Genomic DNA, 15,371 nt, shown 5'->3' with positions numbered 1-15,371 from the left:
GACAGAGGTGTCCTTCGCCATGGCGCACAGCCTTCACGCTTCCTCACCCGCTTCAGCGCCATTCCGCTCGAACCGCCCGGACCTTGCTAGCGATGCGATCCGCACCGCGAGGGAGGATCTCGCCGCCTGCTTCCGCATGGCGGCGCGCAACGGCTTCGAGGAAGGCATCTGCAACCATTTCTCGGCCGTCGTGCCCGACCATGACGACCTCTTCCTCGTCAATCCCTACGGCTACGCTTTTCGCGAGCTGACGGCGTCCAAGCTCTTGATCTGCGACTTTCACGGCAACGTGCTCGACGGCGAGGGCGTGCCCGAGGCGACCGCGTTCTACATCCATGCCGAGATGCACAGGTTGCTGCCGCGCGCGAAAGTCGCGTTCCATACCCACATGCCTTATGCCACGGCGCTGTCGATGACCGAAGGCGATCCTCTGATCTGGGCGGGCCAGACCGCGCTGAAGTTCTATGGCCGCACGGCGGTCGACCGCGACTATAACGGCCTCGCGCTGGACAACCGCGAAGGCGCGCGCATCGCATCTGCCGTCGGCGATGCCGACATCGTCTTCATGAAGCACCACGGCGTGATGGTGCTGGCACCGACCATCGCGGAAGCCTGGGACGATCTGTATTACCTCGAGCGCGCCGCCGAGGTGCAGGTGCTGGCGATGTCGACTGGCCGTAAGGTCTTGCCGGTCGATCCCGCGATTGCAGCCGAAACCTACAGGCAGATGCGCGAGGGCGATTCCGAATCCGCGCGGCTGCATCTCGCAGCGATCCGTCGGCAGCTGGATGCCGAGGAGCCGCAGTACCGGCACTGAGGCCGCCTACGACCCCTGCCGCAACTTCGCCAGCACCTTCAGCCCGCCATAACCGTCCGCCGGTGCGATGCCCGCGCGCTGCTGGAAATCCTTGACTGCCTTCATGGTGTCGTTGCCGACGCGGCCATCGGTACCGCCGGTATCGAAACCGGCCTTGGTCAGGCGTGTCTGCATCTCCTGCACCTCGGCCAGCGTCAGCGCGCGCTCGGAGCCGGGGAAGGGCTGGATGAACGGCGGCGCGCCGAGGCAGCGGTCGCCGAGGTGGCAGATCGCCAGGGCATAGTTCATGGAAGGATTGTAGCTCTTCACCGAATAGAAGTTCGGTCCCAGCAGAAAAGTCGGTCCGCCCGCGACCGGCGTCCACATCTGCGCGGATGCATTCAGTTGCGGGAAGGGCTGGCCGTCGGCGCGGGTGACGCCGGCCGCCTGCCAGGCCGCATAGGTGCGGCTGCCGCTCATGTTGCCGGCTGCGCGCACCTCGTAGCCCCAGTGCTCACCGCGATGCCATTTGCCGCGATTGACGAGATATTTGGCCGTCGATCCCAGCGCGTCGTCGGGCTTGCCGAATGGCGACACCTTGCCGTCGCCGTCATAGTCGATGCCGACATTGAGCCAAACCTCCGGCATCCATTGCGAATGGCCCATGGCGCCGGCCCATGATCCCTGCATCTGCTCCGGCGTGCTCCAGCCCTTGTCGACGATGCGCAGCGCGTTGATCAGCTCGGTCTCCCAATAGGCCTTGCGGCGCGGCTCGTTCCAGGCGAGTGCGGCGAGCGAGGGAAACACCGGCGTCATGTGGTTCTGCTGCACCAAGGGATCGCCATAGGCGGACTCGACGCCCCACAAGGCCAGCAGCGTGCCGCGCTCGACGCCGAAGTCGCGCTCGATGCGCGCGAGCAGCGCCTCGTTGTTCTTCAGTGCGATCCTGCCGTTGATGATGCGCCAATCGGAGACGCGGCGGTTGATGTATTGCCAGACCTGCTCGTGGAATTCGGGCTGGCTGCGCATCTGCTTGAACACGCTCATATCCGGCTCGACCCGCGCCATCGCGCGCTGCCAGGTCGCAGGCGAAATGCCCTTCGCCATCGCACGCGCGCGAAAGGCCTCGCGCCATTCGTCGAAGCCTGGAGGCGCGGCGAGGGCGCACGCCGGTGACGCGATCAGGGCGGCGGCGCCGAGCGCGGATTTCAGCAGAGTGCGGCGGGTGTGGGGGAGCGAGGAATCAGCGTGTTTCATGGCGCCATTCTAGCGGGAAACAGCGGCCATGTGAGCCGGTTCCTGAAACGGTCGGAACAGTCATTTTCCCCGGAACAAAAGGTCGCAGTCCTGCATTCCCTTCGCAGGACAATGAGGAGGATCCGATGAGGAAATATCTGTTTGCCGCTGCCATGGTCACCGCTGTCGCAGCTCCCGCGTTTGCCGATGAAGTCGGCGTTCACGTCGGCCCGGTCGGCGCCGGCGTGACGGTCGGCCAGTCTCCGGATTATCGCGTTCGCGAGCGTGACCGCACCACGGTCATCAAGGAGCGCGAGCCGTCCAGCCGCACCACCGTGATCAAGAAGGAAGATGAGTTCGGCAATCGCAGCAAGACCGTGATTCATCACGACAACGACTGACGCAGCAAGGCCCCGGCGGCAGCGCCGGGGCCGTTTCTCTTGAGCGAGAATTCGGGGTGGAATGAAGATACGTGCGCATGCGGAAAGCCACGTTGTCGAGCTCGATGACGGATCGCAATGGCAGATCTTTCCCGGCGATCTCGCGACCACGCTGAGCTGGAAGCCCGAGACCGATTTGCACCTCGAGCCAAGCGGCGACCGGGTGAGTTCGCATGTGCTGGTGAATGGTGCGGACCAAAGCCGCGTGCGGGTGATCGCGGCGGGCGAGGCGTGGCCGGACGGCGAGGTTAAGAAAGTGCTGGGCGGCGACTGATCCTCGCCTGGAGCATGATCCGGAAAAGTGCGAGGCGGCTTTCCGGAAAGATCATGCGCAAACGACGTCTAGTCTTCCTGCAGCTCCGTTGCGACGCTGGCGAGCCAGCGGCGGATGCTGGCCTCGGCCTTGGCGTCGAGGCCGCCGGCCAGCCGCTTTTCCAGCGCGATCACGCGTTCCCTGCACGCTGTCAGCAGCGTCGTCCCCCGTTTGGTCAGCGTCCATTGCTGGATGCGGCCGTGGACGGGATGAGGGGTCATCACGATCGCGCCGTCGCGTTCGAGATTGCGGATGATGACGCCGACCGTCTGGGGGGTGAGGAAGGTGAGGCGGGCTACGTCGGCGCCCGATAGCCCCGGATAGGCATTCAGCATCGTCAGCACGGCAAATTGCGGCGAGGTCACGCCGAGATCCGCCAGCGTTCGCTCCATCGTCAGGCGAACCGCGGCATGGGCCTGACGCAGCAGATAACCGAGATAGCCGTCTTCGCCGCGCTTGCCTTCGCCCGGGGCGGGCACGCGCACGGCATCAGGTCCGGCGGTCTTGCCGGGGGATTTCGATCTCGTGATGGCGGACGACTTGCGCAACATGTAAGTGCTCTTATAAGATGTAAGCAGTCTTATAATAACACGAGGTGAACGGCAATGTCACACGCCCGCAGCGAATACGAGGATTTCAAGCGGATCGCGCCCGATGCGTATGATGTGGTGCTGGCGCTGGGCCAGCTGGCGGCCAAGGCCGGCCTCGACAAGCAGTTGCTCGAGCTCGTCAAGCTGCGCGCCTCGCAGATCAATGGCTGCGCCTTCTGCGTGCAGCATCACATTCTCCTCTCTGAACGCATCGGCGTGCCCGTGGACAAGCTCAATCTGGTCGCGGTCTGGCGCGAGGCGCCGATCTTTTCGCCGCGCGAGCGGGCCGCGCTGGCCTGGGCCGAGGCACTCACTTTCCTGCCCGACGGCGTCAGTGACGAGGTCTACGCGCAGGCTGCCCGCGAATTTTCCGAGACCGAGCTGACGTACCTGACCTCGGCGGTGGCCTCGATCAACGTCTGGAACCGGTTTGGTGCCGCATTTCGCTGGACGCCGGCGACCCGGCCGGTGGCCGCGAATGCCGCGGCATCCTGATCAGCACGAGGGGAGGTTGTCATGACAGCAATCAGCTTGGCCAATCCGCAACGCCCGGTGCCGTCGCGCGCAATGGCATTGGCCGCTGTTGCGGGCCTTGCCTGCGCGCTCGCGATCGGCAAGGCGCTGCCCGTGACCATGGACACGGTGTCGAGTGCGCTGGCCCCGCTCTGTGCCACGGCTGCGGAGAGCTCGCCTCTCGACAAGGTCGAGCCGATCGGCTCCTACGCCTTGCCGAACGTTCCGGGCAAGCGCGTCACGATCGTTCGCGTATTCTACGGACCGGGCGGATTCTCGCGCCCGCACCGTCATGCGGGATCCGTTACCGCCACCATCACCAAGGGCGAGATCCGCTCCCAGCTCGGCGGCGGCCCGGTCGAGACGTTCGGCGTCGGCCAATCCTTCTTCGAGCCACCGGGCTCGACGCATCTGGTGTCGGCGAATGCGAGCATGACGGAGCCGGCGGAATTGATTGCAGTGTTCGTTGCGGACGAGGGCGCGCAGCTGACGACGCTTTTGGAATGATCGATAGTCCGGATGGAGCGAAGCCGGTCGGCTTCGCTCGTTTCAGGCCGAACGCGATCGCCTGAGCCGTTTCCAGGCCGGCGCGAGACCGTACTCGACGGCCGGAATTGCAAGTGCGCCGATGATCAGTCCGAACACGCCTGAGATGGCGGCCTCGACCAACCATTCGACGATACCAGCAATGGAGGGAAGTGCGTGTGCCGCAGCCTCGGTCGTGGCGTGGACCATGCGGCCAACCACCGGCGGGCCGTATTTTTCGACGCCGTGCAGGATGATGCCGCCGCCGACCCAGATCATCGCGGCCGTGCCGATGGTGCTCAGCACGGTCAGGAAGGGGGGCATGCAGCGAACGAGCGCGCGTCCAGTTGCGCGGATCGCGGCGCCAATGGCTGAGGCGCTGTCATGGCGCGCAAGGGCCAGCCCGACATCGTCCGCCTTCACGATCAGGGCCACCACGCCGTAGACCCCGACCGTGATGCCGAACCCGACCAGGGCCAGCACCAGCGCCTGCGTCCAGATGCTGCCCGACGGGAGCGCTGCGAGCGTGATCGCCATGATCTCGGCCGACAGGATGAAATCCGTCTTGATGGCGCTCGCGACCTTCTCGTCCTCGACCGACCGTGCATCCGCCGCAATCGGTTGGAGCTGAGCTTCGTGGGGGTGCGCATGATGTGGCATCACGGCTTCGAGCACCTTCTCGGCGCCCTCGTAGCAGAGAAAGGCTCCGCCCAGCATCAGCAGCGGCGTAACCGCGGCGGGAAGGAAATAGCCGAGCAGCAGGGCAATCGGCAGCAGGATCAGCAATTTGTTGCGGAGCGATCCGACCGCAATCTTGCCGACGATGGGTAGCTCGCGTTTCGCGGCAAAACCGATGACGTAGTTCGGCGTGACGGCCGCGTCGTCGATGACCACGCCTGCGGCCTTTGTGCCTGCCTTGGCAGCCTGGCCCGCGACATCGTCGAGCGAGGCTGCCGCCACCTTTGCAATCGCCGCGATATCATCGAGGAGACCGATCAGTCCGACACTCATCAACCCGGTCCCTTCTTCGTTCGAGCTGGCGGTGTCCGCGACTGCACGCGCTTGCACCGCTCTTCAGTGGAGCGAGCAAGCGGTCAATTCTCCTCGCCGCTCGCCCCCTCGCGCAGGTCCGGCTTGATGACGTCGTCCGGCAGCGCATGGGCGACCGGCTGGGTCGTGACTGCGATCTCCGGGCCGACCTCGCGGCCGCGGGCGCGGATCAGCCGTTCATAGGCGGAGACCAGGGTCACGTAGGGGCTGACCCAGATCCAGCCGTCGCGGGTGAACACCTGCACGTCGAAATGCAGATGCATCGACGTTCCCGCGGGATGGTCGAGATAGTTGGAGATCACGCCGATCTTCTCGCCTTCGGTGACGATGCGGCCGTTGAGCACGCCATCGGCGTTCATCGCCTGCGGGTTCATGTGCATGTAGCGAAAACGGATGTGCTCGGTGCGGCTGTTGACGTGAAGCGTCGCGGCCTGGTCCTTGGCGCCGCGGATCACGATCGCGTCGCGCACGGCGACGACGGCACGCTGCTTGGGATCGCAGGGCTCGCGGCCTTCGCCGGGGGGCGGGCAGTCCGCGGCGCGGATGTCTTCGCCCTGATGGCCGTAGCCTCCGCCACATTGCCAGACCTCGAAACTGCGCGACTCGCAGAAATTGTCGCGCCAGGGATAGGCGGTCGGACCCTCGCTCTTGTCGCGCTTGCCGTAGGATTGCGAGCGCACGAAGGCCGGGGCCTTTTCGAGCGGAAAACGGATCTGGGCGTAGGCCATCACGTCGGGATGGCCGCCCTGCTTGCGGTAGCCGGTGTTCGGGATGATGTCGCCGCTCGGCCGGTAGCTGAAGTCGGCTGAACGCTCCGCCGGACGATCGAGGATGTTGGAGGCGATGTCCGCCAATGGCCGCGTGCGCTGGCCGCCGGCGACGCGGAGGGCCTTCAGGAAGCGCTCGGCAACCGGATAGGCTTCCTTGCAGGCGAGCCGCCGCGGCTTGGCGACGCTGTCGAGGCACTGGATCGAGACCACATAGGCAACGCCAAAGCGCGTGAAGGCGTAGCGGACATAGCCCTCGCGGATGAACTTTCGCAGGTCCGGATAGAGCGCCGCGAGCTGCTTGACCTGCTCGCCCTTGCCGCCTGAGGGGTCGGCGACGTCGTAAACGAGCGCAGAGCCCGTGATCTGCACTTCGACCGGCCTTGCGAACACCCGGGCCGGCATGCCGTCGCCGGCGCCGGGCTCGAACGAGAAGGTTGCGCTGTAGCCGGCAGGGCCGGCATCGAACATGTCGACGGGATTGAAATCCGCCTGGTAGCGCGACAGCGCGAGCATCGCCGGCGCACCGCTGCGCTGCGTATCGAGGTAGGCGGCGGCGTCGAACGGCAACAGCACCGGCACCGAGCTGCGGGTGATGCCCGTGAAGAAACGCGAGGAGACGGCGTTGAGCTGCACCAGCGCGGGCGTCGCGCGCGGATCGTAGCGCGGCACCGACCGGCGAGGGACGAAGGTGAAATCCTCCGCGACCCGGGGGCGGCTGCCGATCTCGGTGCGGAGTTGGTCGAGCGCTGCGCGCCAGTCGACGCGCAGGGCCGTGAGCGAGGGACTACGGAATTCATCCGCAGCGAGCGGAGAGGTCAGGAGGAGCGAAAGCGACGCCAGAACTTGCGAGACGAAGCGGAAACCCTTCCCAACCACTGTCTCGCCCCCCGGCGCCACCTGTTGCGGCCGCTCTGTTCCCCGTCAGTCCTTGGCGCGCTCGGAGTAGGAGCCGTCTTCGGTCATCACCACGATGCGGGTGCCGACCGAGATGTGCGGCGGCACGGCGGTGCGGATGCCGTTGGAGAGCACCGCGGGCTTGTAGGAGGAGGAGGCGGTCTGGCCCTTGGTCACCGGCTCGGTCTCGACCACTTCCAGCGTCACGCGCTGGGGCAGCGCGAGCGAGACCACGTTGACGTCGTGGACCGACAGCTTGACGATCATCTCCGGCTGAAGATAGGCGGCGGCGTCGCCGACCACGTCCTTGGAAACCTGGACCTGGTCATAGGTCTCCGGGTTCATGAAGTGGAAGCCGTCGCCATCTTCATACAGGAAGGTGTAGTTGCGCTCTTCGATCGTGGCCTTTTCGACCTGGTCGGTGGTCTTGTAGCGTTCGGAGATCTTTACCCCGTCCGAGATTCGGCGCATTTCGATCTGACTGACCGGGGTGCCCTTGCCGGGATGGATGTTCTCGGCGCTGACGACGACATAGAGCTTGCCGTCTTGCTCGATCACGTTGCCCTTGCGAATAGAACTGGCGATGACTCTCAAAGCTATATTTCCTGCTTGCTTGGCCCGGCACCGGCCAGGACGTGGTCAAATCGATGGGGGACTTGGGGCCTCAAATCGGACCTCGGCGCCCGTTTCGGGCCGCAACATACTGATTTTGCCGTTGGATGCCAGCATTTTGCTGAGCTGCGGGGGTGCGGGTTAATGGCTGGGGACAAGCCCATCTCACCGTTCTGGTCGCCCGACCGGCACCTCGACCGGCGGCCTTTCCTGAGGGCGCGGGGGGCCATTACCGGAGCAATACGGGGCTTTTTCGCCGAGCAGGGCTTCGTTGAGGTCGAAACCTCCGTCCTGCAGGTCTCCCCGGGCAATGAAACCCATCTGCACGCCCCCCGGACCGAGCTGATGCGGCCGGACGGCAGCCGCATCAGCCGCTATTTGCGGACCTCGCCGGAATTTGCCTGCAAGAAGCTGATGGCGGCGGGGGAAACGCGCATTTTCGAGCTCGCCCGGGTGTTCCGTGACCGCGAGCGCGGCGACCTGCATCTGCCCGAATTCACCATGCTTGAATGGTACCGGGCCGGCGCGCCTTATGACGCCATCATGGCCGACACCGTGGTGGTCATCGCCCGTGCGGCGCAGGCGACCGGCATCGGGACCTTCTCCTTCCGCGGCCGGACCGCCGATCCCTTCGCCGAGCCCGAGCTGCTGACGGTCGCGGGCGCCTTCGAACGGTTCGCCGGCATCGACCTGCTGTCGACAATCTCAGGCAGCGAGGGTAATCGTGCCGCGCTTGCCGAGGCCGCTGGCGGCAAGGTCCGTGTCGCCGAGGATGACACCTGGTCGGACATCTTCAGCAAGATCCTGGTCGAGCATGTCGAGCCGCAGCTGGGGCAGGGGCGTTTGACCATCCTGTTCGAATACCCATCTCCAGAGGCGGCGCTGGCACGGGTCAAGATCGGTGATACGAGGGTTGCCGAGCGCTTCGAGGTCTATGCGTGCGGCGTTGAGCTTGCCAACGGCTTTGGGGAACTGACCGATGCCGAGGAGCAGCGAAAACGCTTCACGGAATCGATGACGGAGAAGCAGCGCCGCTACGGCGAAGCCTATCCGCTCGACGAGGACTTTCTGGCCGCTGTGGCCGCCATGCCGGAGGCGAGCGGCGTCGCGCTCGGCTTCGACCGGCTGGTGATGCTGGCGAGCGGCGCAGCGCGAATTGATCAGGTGGTGTGGACCCCGCCTGCAGGTGAGAAATGACGAAGACCAGTGTTGCACGGACATTGCGCGAGCCGGCCGAGCTCGTGGCCGAAGGTCTGGCGCCGGCGGCTGCGCTGCCCGCGCTCGAACGCGTCGCCGCGCGCTATGCGGTGGCCATCACGCCGACGCTGGTCGAACTGATCGATCCGTCCGATCCGGACGATCCCATCGCCCGGCAGTTCGTTCCGACTGGCGCGGAGCTGGAGATGCAGCCGGGCGAGAACGCCGATCCAATCGGCGATCACCCGCACTCGCCCGTATCCGGCATCGTCCACCGCTATCCCGATCGCGTCTTGTTCAAGCTCGTTCACGTCTGCGCGGTCTATTGCCGCTTCTGCTTCCGCCGCGAGATGGTGGGGCCGGGCAAGGAGAACGCGCTGTCGGAGGACGCCTATCGTGCGGCGATCGATTACATCCGGTCGCATCGCGAGATCTGGGAGGTGATCCTGACCGGCGGTGATCCGTTGATGCTGTCGCCGCGGCGGATGGGCGAGATCATGGCCGAGCTCGCTTCCATCGATCACGTCAAGATCATTCGCCTTCACACCCGCGTGCCAGTGGCCGATCCCGCGCGGATCAGCGACGAGATGGTCGCAGCCCTCAAGGTCGAGGGCGCCACCACCTGGGTCGCCGTGCATGCCAACCATGCGCGCGAACTGACCGGGCCGGCGCGCGCCGCCTGCGCGCGACTCGTCGATGCCGGCATTCCGCTGGTGAGCCAGTCCGTGCTGTTGCGCGGCGTCAATGACAACATCGCCGCGCTGTCGGATTTGATGCGAGCTTTCGTCGAATGCCGCATCAAGCCCTATTATCTGCATCACGGCGATCTCGCGCCGGGTACCGCGCATCTGCGGACGACGCTGGCGGAGGGGCAGGAGTTGATGCGGCAGTTGCGCGGGCGGGTGTCAGGGCTGTGTCAGCCGGACTATGTCATCGATATTCCCGGCGGCGCCGGCAAGTCGCCGGTGGGGCCGAGCTATGTCTCGGCGGAGCAAAATACCGCAGCCGATGCACGTGAAGCGGACCCGAAAACGAGCTATCGTATCGTCGACTATTGCGGCGACGTTCATCTCTATCCGCCTGGGACATGAGCGGTGAGAAGCGCCGGTTTGAGAATGGAGGATCGGACATGAAGAAGATCATGCTGGCAGCATCGCTCGTGATCTTGCTCGGCGGCACGGCGATCGCGCAGACCGGCGCCAAGGGATCGACGTCGACCGGCGCGAGCTCCGGATCCGTACCGCAGGCGCCCGTGGGCCATCGCCAGCCGCGCGTCTCGGACGTGCCGAGCGAGAAGAATATTACCGATCCGAACGATCCGCTCAGCAAGGAAAACCAGGCGCTCGACAAGAAGATCAAGAGCATCTGCCGCGGCTGCTGAACCATGACGATTACGGGCAGGGCGCCACGACTCGCCCCGCCCGCATTTGCTCACCCTTAAGCGGACCGCTCGTGCAGACCCGCGCGCCGCGTGTTGCGGCGGACCTCGACGGCGTCGGCGAGCTGCTCCAGCACGGTCGCCGTGCTCGCCCAGTCGATGCAGCCGTCGGTGATGCTCTGGCCGTAGGTGAGCGGCTTGCCCGGGACGACGTCCTGGCGGCCGGCGACGAGATTGCTCTCGATCATCACGCCCATGATGCGGTTCTCGCCGCCGGAGATCTGGCCGGCGATGTCGGCCATGACCAGCGGCTGGTTCTCCGGCTTCTTGCTCGAATTGGCGTGGCTCGCATCGACCATCACCAGCGGCGCGACGCCGGACTTGGCCAGCTCGTTGCAGGCGGCCGCGACGCTTGCCGCGTCGTAGTTCGGCTTAGCTCCGCCGCGCAGGATGATGTGGCAGTCCTCGTTGCCGGCGGTCGAGGCGATCGCCGAGCGGCCGAGTTTCGTCACGGCCATGAAGTGATGCGGGTGCGAGGCCGACTTCACCGCGTCCGCGGCGATCCGCACATTGCCGTCGGTGCCGTTCTTGAAGCCGACCGGGCACGACAGGCCGGAGGCCAGCTCGCGATGGATCTGGCTTTCGGTCGTGCGCGCGCCGATCGCGGCCCAGGACACGAGGTCGGCGATGTATTGCGGGGTCGTCATGTCCAGGAACTCGGTGCCGGCGGGCAGGCCGAGATTGTTCACCGCCGACAGCACGTTACGCGCCAGCCGCAGACCCTTGTTGATGTCGAAGCTGCCGTCGAGGCCGGGATCGTTGATCAGGCCCTTCCAGCCCACCGTGGTGCGCGGCTTTTCGAAATAGACCCGCATCACGATCTCGAGCTGGTCGGCGAGATCCTCGCGCAAGCGTGCGAGGCGCTCGGCATAGTCGATCGCGGCCTTGGGGTCGTGCACCGAGCAGGGCCCGACGACGACCAGAAGACGGTCGTCCTGGTTGCTCAGGATGGCATGGATGGCGTTGCGTGCGGCCATCACAACGCGCGTGGCGGTGAGCGTGCGCGGGACCTCCCGCATCACCTCTTCCGGGGTGCTCAGTTCTTTCAGTTCACGGATGCGAAGATCGTCGGTCGTGCTCAGCACGGCGGGCTCCTGTCGTTTTGAGAACCTGCCGGCCAATAAAAAAGCCGCCAGGTCTGGCGGCTTGTTCGGACGTTTGCTTCAATATTCAGATTGAGCGCGATCCTCCTGCCGCCAGCGAGCTGTCGTAGCTAAAGTACCAAAAATAGCTGGTGGCGACGGTGATCATGCCAAGCCATATAGCGCGCCATTGGCGGCTTGTCACCCCCCATCGGCGCGGCAGGCAACGAGGCGCCTCAGGTGTTGCTGTTGCGCGCCGCCAGCGCCATGCCGATCAGGCTGGCGCCGCCGAACAGCAGGTTGATACCGACGAGGATGCCGATCGCCCATTCCGCCGAACTCGGCAGCCCCGTGATCACCATGAACGAGATCGCGATGTCGACGAGGCCCGAGATCAGCAGCCACGACCAGCGGCTGCTCAATTCGCGGCGGTGCTCCAGTGCGTACATGATGGTGGCGACGCCCTCGGCGAGGAAGTAGGCGCCAAGCACGATGGTCAGCGTCAGCACCGCCTGCATCGGTCGGGCCAGCAGCAGCAGGCCGGCGAGCACGGCGAGCGCAGCCGAAATCAGCGACCACCAGAAGCCCGGCGTGCTGCGCGCCCAATAGGTCACGATCAGCCCGCCGATGCCGCTGACCAGGAACATCCAGCCGAGGAAAATCGCGATCGCAAGGCTCGCGAGCGGCGGCAGGATCAGCGCTGCGACGCCGAGAACGACGAGCAGAATCCCTTCGAACAGGAAGGCCTTCCAGTGCGTCTTGACCGTCCGGCTCATGACGGATTGCAGCCGTGAAAGATCATCGGGCGGGGTCATAGGCAGGCTCCAGGTCGAAAGGTCCACGCTCAATCTACTATGCGCGCGGCGCGCTCGCCATCCCGCGAGAGCTCACCCGCTGCCGGGCGCCGAGGAGAAACCTTCCGCGCTGGTGCGGATGCGGTTACGGCCGAGAATGTAGATCGCGGTCGTGACAACCAGAAGCGCGAGGCCGAGCAGGATCGAGACGAAGCCGATCGGGATCAGGGCCAGCGTCAGGTTGCGCTCGGGATTGATCAACCAGTGATGGATCGAGGTCAGCACGAAGGCGAGGCCGAGAAAGCCGACTCCGCCGCCGGCCAGCAACAGCGCCCACATCCGGCGGAGCTGGCTGAGCCGCTCCCGCGCAACATCGGTCCGGGGCGCATGGTGGCGGGCGACGCGCCTGACCAGGCGCATCGCGAATGCGATCGAGCTGAAGCCGATCAGCAGGCTCGCAGCCCCCAGCCACATCCGCAGCGTCGGATCGAGATCGGGCATTCTTTGCAGGGTCAGCAGCGGAAAGTCGAAGGCCGAATGCAGCGCAAGGGGGCCGGCGAGCATCAGGAGGCGGCTGGAGAGGCGGGCCCAATCGCGATGGTGGCGGTTCGCGCCAAGCGCCGTGCCGGCGCGCGCGATCGTGAGATAGGCGCCGGCGATGATGCCGAGCGCGCCGTGGAACGGCACAGTCAGCACGCTGCGCAAGGCGGCCAGCGAGCGCCACATCTCGGCGTGCTGAACCAGATAGGCGAGGTTCTCATAAGCGGCGAAGCCGAGGCCGACCGCGGCGCCATAGACCACGGTGTCCATCGGGTTGGCAAAGGTCCGCCGCTTGGTCGAGGAGATCAGGACAATGGCGATCACCTTGACGGCTTCCTCGGGCAGCGCGACGCCGAAGACCGAATGCATGGCCAGCGCCGCCCAGGGGTTGTCGGGCGCGGCGACCATCTTGGCGAAGGGGGCGCGGGCGAGGCCCAGCAGCGAGATGCTGGCGGCGCCCAGCAGGAAGGCGGTCCAGACCTGGGCGGGCGGGCCGGGGCGCTCTTCAGCGGCGATGACAAGCCATAGCATCAGCAGCGCCGGGGCGATGGCGGCAGTTCCGATGACGGTGGGCAACGCTTCAATCAGGTACATCGGCGCCGAAAATAGGTTCCCTTGGTCCGCTTATCTACATTCACCGATGCGACCATGTGTCATGTGGTTGCTGTCGGCTCGCTTAACGCGCGCGACAGTTTCCATTCATCTGCCGTCGCCCGCGAAGGCGTAGAATACAAGCGCAATCAATTGCATGACAGAACTCGTTCGTCATCCACGGCAACGATCGTGCGACATCCGTTTGGGCGCGATTGGCAAGTCAGATCAAGGAAGTGCAGAGGTTTCTTCGATCTGCCGCGCAGGTGTCTCCTTGAGGCCGCCGACGCCGGACAGGGCGGCTAACGGCGGTTCGTTGGGCGTCCACGAGGCGGCGAGGCGATCCGGCGCATCCGCGCCTGCTCCAGCTCCCAGAACGCGCGTACGAGGCACGTGCCAAGGCAGAACACGATGAGGAGCAGCAGGAAGGCCTGGTCGACGGCGGGGATGTGCATCATGGGATTGATAAAGCAACGCCCATGCCATGCGTTCCCGAAAAACGCCGCCGCTTTCCGTCGTCAGTGCGCGGTGAACGGCGGCGGTCCGCCGGGGGCGACGTCGAAGGCGCCGAGATGGAATTCTTCGCCAAGGGATGGATCCGGCTCGCCCGGTTGCGCCAGCAGCGTGAAGGCGGCCTCGGGGTAGAGCCTCCAGATCTCGAGATCGCCGGCGGTGATGGTGAGCCAGCCGAACGTGTACATGTAGCGCCCGGGCTCGGAGACCCGGCCGACCCTGTCCCAGGTGATCTTGTTGACTGCCATCCGGTCCCCCGATCGCAAGTCCGCCAATGACGTCCGGCGTGAGGCGCGGACGTGCAAAAGCTGATCCCGCAATGGGGCCGCGATAGGGCGGCGATGCGGAGGCAAGACGGCCGGGAGGCGGCCGCTGCCTGCCGGCTTAGCGCGCCGTCGTGGCCGCCTCCGCTTCGGCCGCCAGCTCCAGCTGACGGTGCGAGGCGTGGAAGACGTCGTGGACGAGTCCGATCTTTTCCATGCCCAGGATGATCAGGCCGTTGAGATCGATCTCCCACCAGGCGTGGGAGAGATAGGCATCCCGCGGGAAGCGGTGATGGTTGTTGTGCAGCCCCTCGCCGAAGGTGAGGATCGTGGTCACGAACTCATTGGTCGAGGCATCGTCGACCTCGAAGCGGCGATAGCCATAGGCGTGACAGACCGAGCCAGTGAGCTGGCTGGTGAGGATCAGCAGATAGGCGCGCAGCAGCCCGGAGAACAGCACGCAGCCGATCATGGTGTGGACGCCGCCGAAGGTGTAGCCGATCACGCCGGGAATGAAGATTGCCGACATCCCGTACCAGACCCAGCGCGTGCGCACGAAGAACATCGCGATCGGGTCGGCGAGGATGTCCTTGGCGTAGTATTCGTTGTCGGTGGTGGCCTGGTCGAACACCCAGCTGCCCTGGGCGTGCAGGAAACCCTTGAGCGCGCTGACATAGCGATTGCCGAAGCCGTCGAATTGAGGGCTGTGGGGATCGCCGACGTCGTCGGCATAGAGATGGTGACGGCGGTGGTTGGCGACCCATTTGGCGATCGAGCCTTGCACCGCCATCTGGGCGATGGCGCAGAAGAAGACCCGCATGATCGGCCCGGTGCGGAAGCTGCGATGGACGAACAGGCGGTGCATGCCGGCGCCGATGCCGAACGTCGTCAACGCGAACATCCAGGCGAAGGTGAACAGCTCGACCTTGCCGACGCCCTGTGTGACGGCCCAGATGATGCCCGCGACGGCGCCGACATAGAGGATGCCGAGCAGGAGATAGCTCTCGCGCAGCTTGGCCTGCACCAACGGTCCTTCGGTGACGACTCCGGGGGGAAGCTGCGGCCTGGCCGCGATCGACGCGTTCTGCGTGGTCTCTGCCGGGGCGAACTCGGCGTCAGCGATGGACATTCCAGGACTTCCGATACTCGGGGCCCGCAATGATTGCGGACGTACTGGACCACACCCTAGCGCGCGAAGGACCCCACCTCCAGCG

At 65.5% G+C, this 15,371-nt stretch carries 18 protein-coding genes; 8 read left to right on the top strand and 10 right to left on the bottom strand.

Translation table 11 applies throughout. The features are described 5' to 3' along the window. Positions 1 to 19: 19 nt before the first annotated feature. Entirely contained in the window at positions 20 to 817 is a 798-nt protein-coding gene (locus Q0743_RS21410; RefSeq protein WP_298243469.1) for an aldolase, read from the top strand. A 6-nt stretch (positions 818 to 823) separates the two neighbouring features. Here the strand turns inward: Q0743_RS21410 and Q0743_RS21405 are convergent, their stop codons facing one another. Then, positions 824 to 2,053, bottom strand: coding sequence for a lytic murein transglycosylase (locus Q0743_RS21405; protein WP_298243468.1), 1,230 nt, complete (start codon positions 2,051 to 2,053; stop codon positions 824 to 826). A gap of 125 nt (positions 2,054 to 2,178) precedes the next feature. On the opposite strand from Q0743_RS21405, the gene Q0743_RS21400 reads away from it, so the two are divergent. Then, complete coding sequence (locus tag Q0743_RS21400) at positions 2,179 to 2,433, top strand: hypothetical protein (protein ID WP_298243467.1); 255 nt, start codon at positions 2,179 to 2,181, stop codon at positions 2,431 to 2,433. Positions 2,434 to 2,494: 61 nt separating this feature from the next. Beyond that, the gene (locus Q0743_RS21395; RefSeq protein ID WP_298243466.1) at positions 2,495 to 2,746 is read left to right on the top strand and encodes a hypothetical protein; all 252 of its coding nucleotides are present in this window, start codon (positions 2,495 to 2,497) and stop codon (positions 2,744 to 2,746) included. A 68-nt stretch (positions 2,747 to 2,814) separates the two neighbouring features. On the opposite strand, the gene Q0743_RS21390 is transcribed toward Q0743_RS21395, so the two are convergent. Then, entirely contained in the window at positions 2,815 to 3,336 is a 522-nt protein-coding gene (locus tag Q0743_RS21390) for a MarR family winged helix-turn-helix transcriptional regulator (RefSeq protein ID WP_298243465.1), read from the bottom strand. A 54-nt stretch (positions 3,337 to 3,390) separates the two neighbouring features. Between Q0743_RS21390 and Q0743_RS21385 the strand changes: the two genes are divergently transcribed. Together Q0743_RS21385 and Q0743_RS21380 are read left to right on the top strand one after the other, a co-directional pair. Next, positions 3,391 to 3,870, top strand: coding sequence for a carboxymuconolactone decarboxylase family protein (locus Q0743_RS21385; protein ID WP_298243464.1), 480 nt, complete (start codon positions 3,391 to 3,393; stop codon positions 3,868 to 3,870). 21 nt (positions 3,871 to 3,891) lie between these two features. Beyond that, complete coding sequence (locus tag Q0743_RS21380) at positions 3,892 to 4,395, top strand: cupin domain-containing protein (protein WP_298243463.1); 504 nt, start codon at positions 3,892 to 3,894, stop codon at positions 4,393 to 4,395. Positions 4,396 to 4,437: 42 nt separating this feature from the next. Here the strand turns inward: Q0743_RS21380 and Q0743_RS21375 are convergent, their stop codons facing one another. From Q0743_RS21375 to efp, 3 genes are all read right to left on the bottom strand, one after another. After that, a complete protein-coding gene (locus Q0743_RS21375) occupies positions 4,438 to 5,424 on the bottom strand; it encodes a DUF808 domain-containing protein (protein ID WP_298243462.1) in 987 nt (328 codons plus the stop codon). Positions 5,425 to 5,507: 83 nt separating this feature from the next. Continuing rightward, the gene (locus Q0743_RS21370; protein ID WP_298243461.1) at positions 5,508 to 7,130 is read right to left on the bottom strand and encodes a M23 family peptidase; all 1,623 of its coding nucleotides are present in this window, start codon (positions 7,128 to 7,130) and stop codon (positions 5,508 to 5,510) included. 24 nt (positions 7,131 to 7,154) lie between these two features. Then, positions 7,155 to 7,721, bottom strand: coding sequence for an elongation factor P (efp, locus tag Q0743_RS21365; RefSeq protein WP_097662692.1), 567 nt, complete (start codon positions 7,719 to 7,721; stop codon positions 7,155 to 7,157). Positions 7,722 to 7,883: 162 nt separating this feature from the next. Here efp and epmA point away from each other — a divergent pair, with 162 nt between their 5' ends. The 3 genes from epmA to Q0743_RS21350 are packed head-to-tail and all read left to right on the top strand — an operon-like array spanning position 7,884 to position 10,317. Beyond that, on the top strand, positions 7,884 to 8,936 hold the full coding sequence (gene epmA, locus Q0743_RS21360) for an EF-P lysine aminoacylase EpmA (protein WP_298243460.1): 1,053 nt from the start codon (positions 7,884 to 7,886) through the stop codon (positions 8,934 to 8,936). Next, a complete protein-coding gene (locus Q0743_RS21355) occupies positions 8,933 to 10,027 on the top strand; it encodes a lysine-2,3-aminomutase-like protein (RefSeq protein ID WP_298243459.1) in 1,095 nt (364 codons plus the stop codon). The genes epmA and Q0743_RS21355 overlap by 4 nt, the downstream gene beginning before the upstream one ends. Before the next feature lie 38 nt (positions 10,028 to 10,065). Continuing rightward, positions 10,066 to 10,317, top strand: coding sequence for a hypothetical protein (locus tag Q0743_RS21350; RefSeq protein WP_298243458.1), 252 nt, complete (start codon positions 10,066 to 10,068; stop codon positions 10,315 to 10,317). A gap of 56 nt (positions 10,318 to 10,373) precedes the next feature. On the opposite strand, the gene Q0743_RS21345 is transcribed toward Q0743_RS21350, so the two are convergent. The 5 genes from Q0743_RS21345 to Q0743_RS21325 form a co-directional block, all read right to left on the bottom strand. Further along, positions 10,374 to 11,459: a 3-deoxy-7-phosphoheptulonate synthase gene (locus tag Q0743_RS21345; RefSeq protein ID WP_298243457.1), complete on the bottom strand. Its 1,086-nt coding sequence runs from the start codon at positions 11,457 to 11,459 to the stop codon at positions 10,374 to 10,376. A 233-nt stretch (positions 11,460 to 11,692) separates the two neighbouring features. Then, a complete protein-coding gene (locus Q0743_RS21340; RefSeq protein WP_298243456.1) occupies positions 11,693 to 12,271 on the bottom strand; it encodes an HdeD family acid-resistance protein in 579 nt (192 codons plus the stop codon). 72 nt (positions 12,272 to 12,343) lie between these two features. Further along, positions 12,344 to 13,384, bottom strand: coding sequence for a PrsW family glutamic-type intramembrane protease (locus Q0743_RS21335; protein WP_298243455.1), 1,041 nt, complete (start codon positions 13,382 to 13,384; stop codon positions 12,344 to 12,346). 515 nt (positions 13,385 to 13,899) lie between these two features. After that, complete coding sequence (locus Q0743_RS21330; RefSeq protein WP_298243454.1) at positions 13,900 to 14,142, bottom strand: hypothetical protein; 243 nt, start codon at positions 14,140 to 14,142, stop codon at positions 13,900 to 13,902. Between the two features lie 136 nt (positions 14,143 to 14,278). Further along, positions 14,279 to 15,286: an acyl-CoA desaturase gene (locus Q0743_RS21325; protein WP_298243453.1), complete on the bottom strand. Its 1,008-nt coding sequence runs from the start codon at positions 15,284 to 15,286 to the stop codon at positions 14,279 to 14,281. Positions 15,287 to 15,371: the final 85 nt, after the last annotated feature.

Origin of the sequence: uncultured Bradyrhizobium sp., assembly GCF_936943645.1 — a bacterium.
Classification (GTDB): domain Bacteria; phylum Pseudomonadota; class Alphaproteobacteria; order Rhizobiales; family Xanthobacteraceae; genus Bradyrhizobium.
Note: the sequence above shows the minus strand (reverse complement) of the source record. Positions and strands in the feature narration are given on the sequence as shown.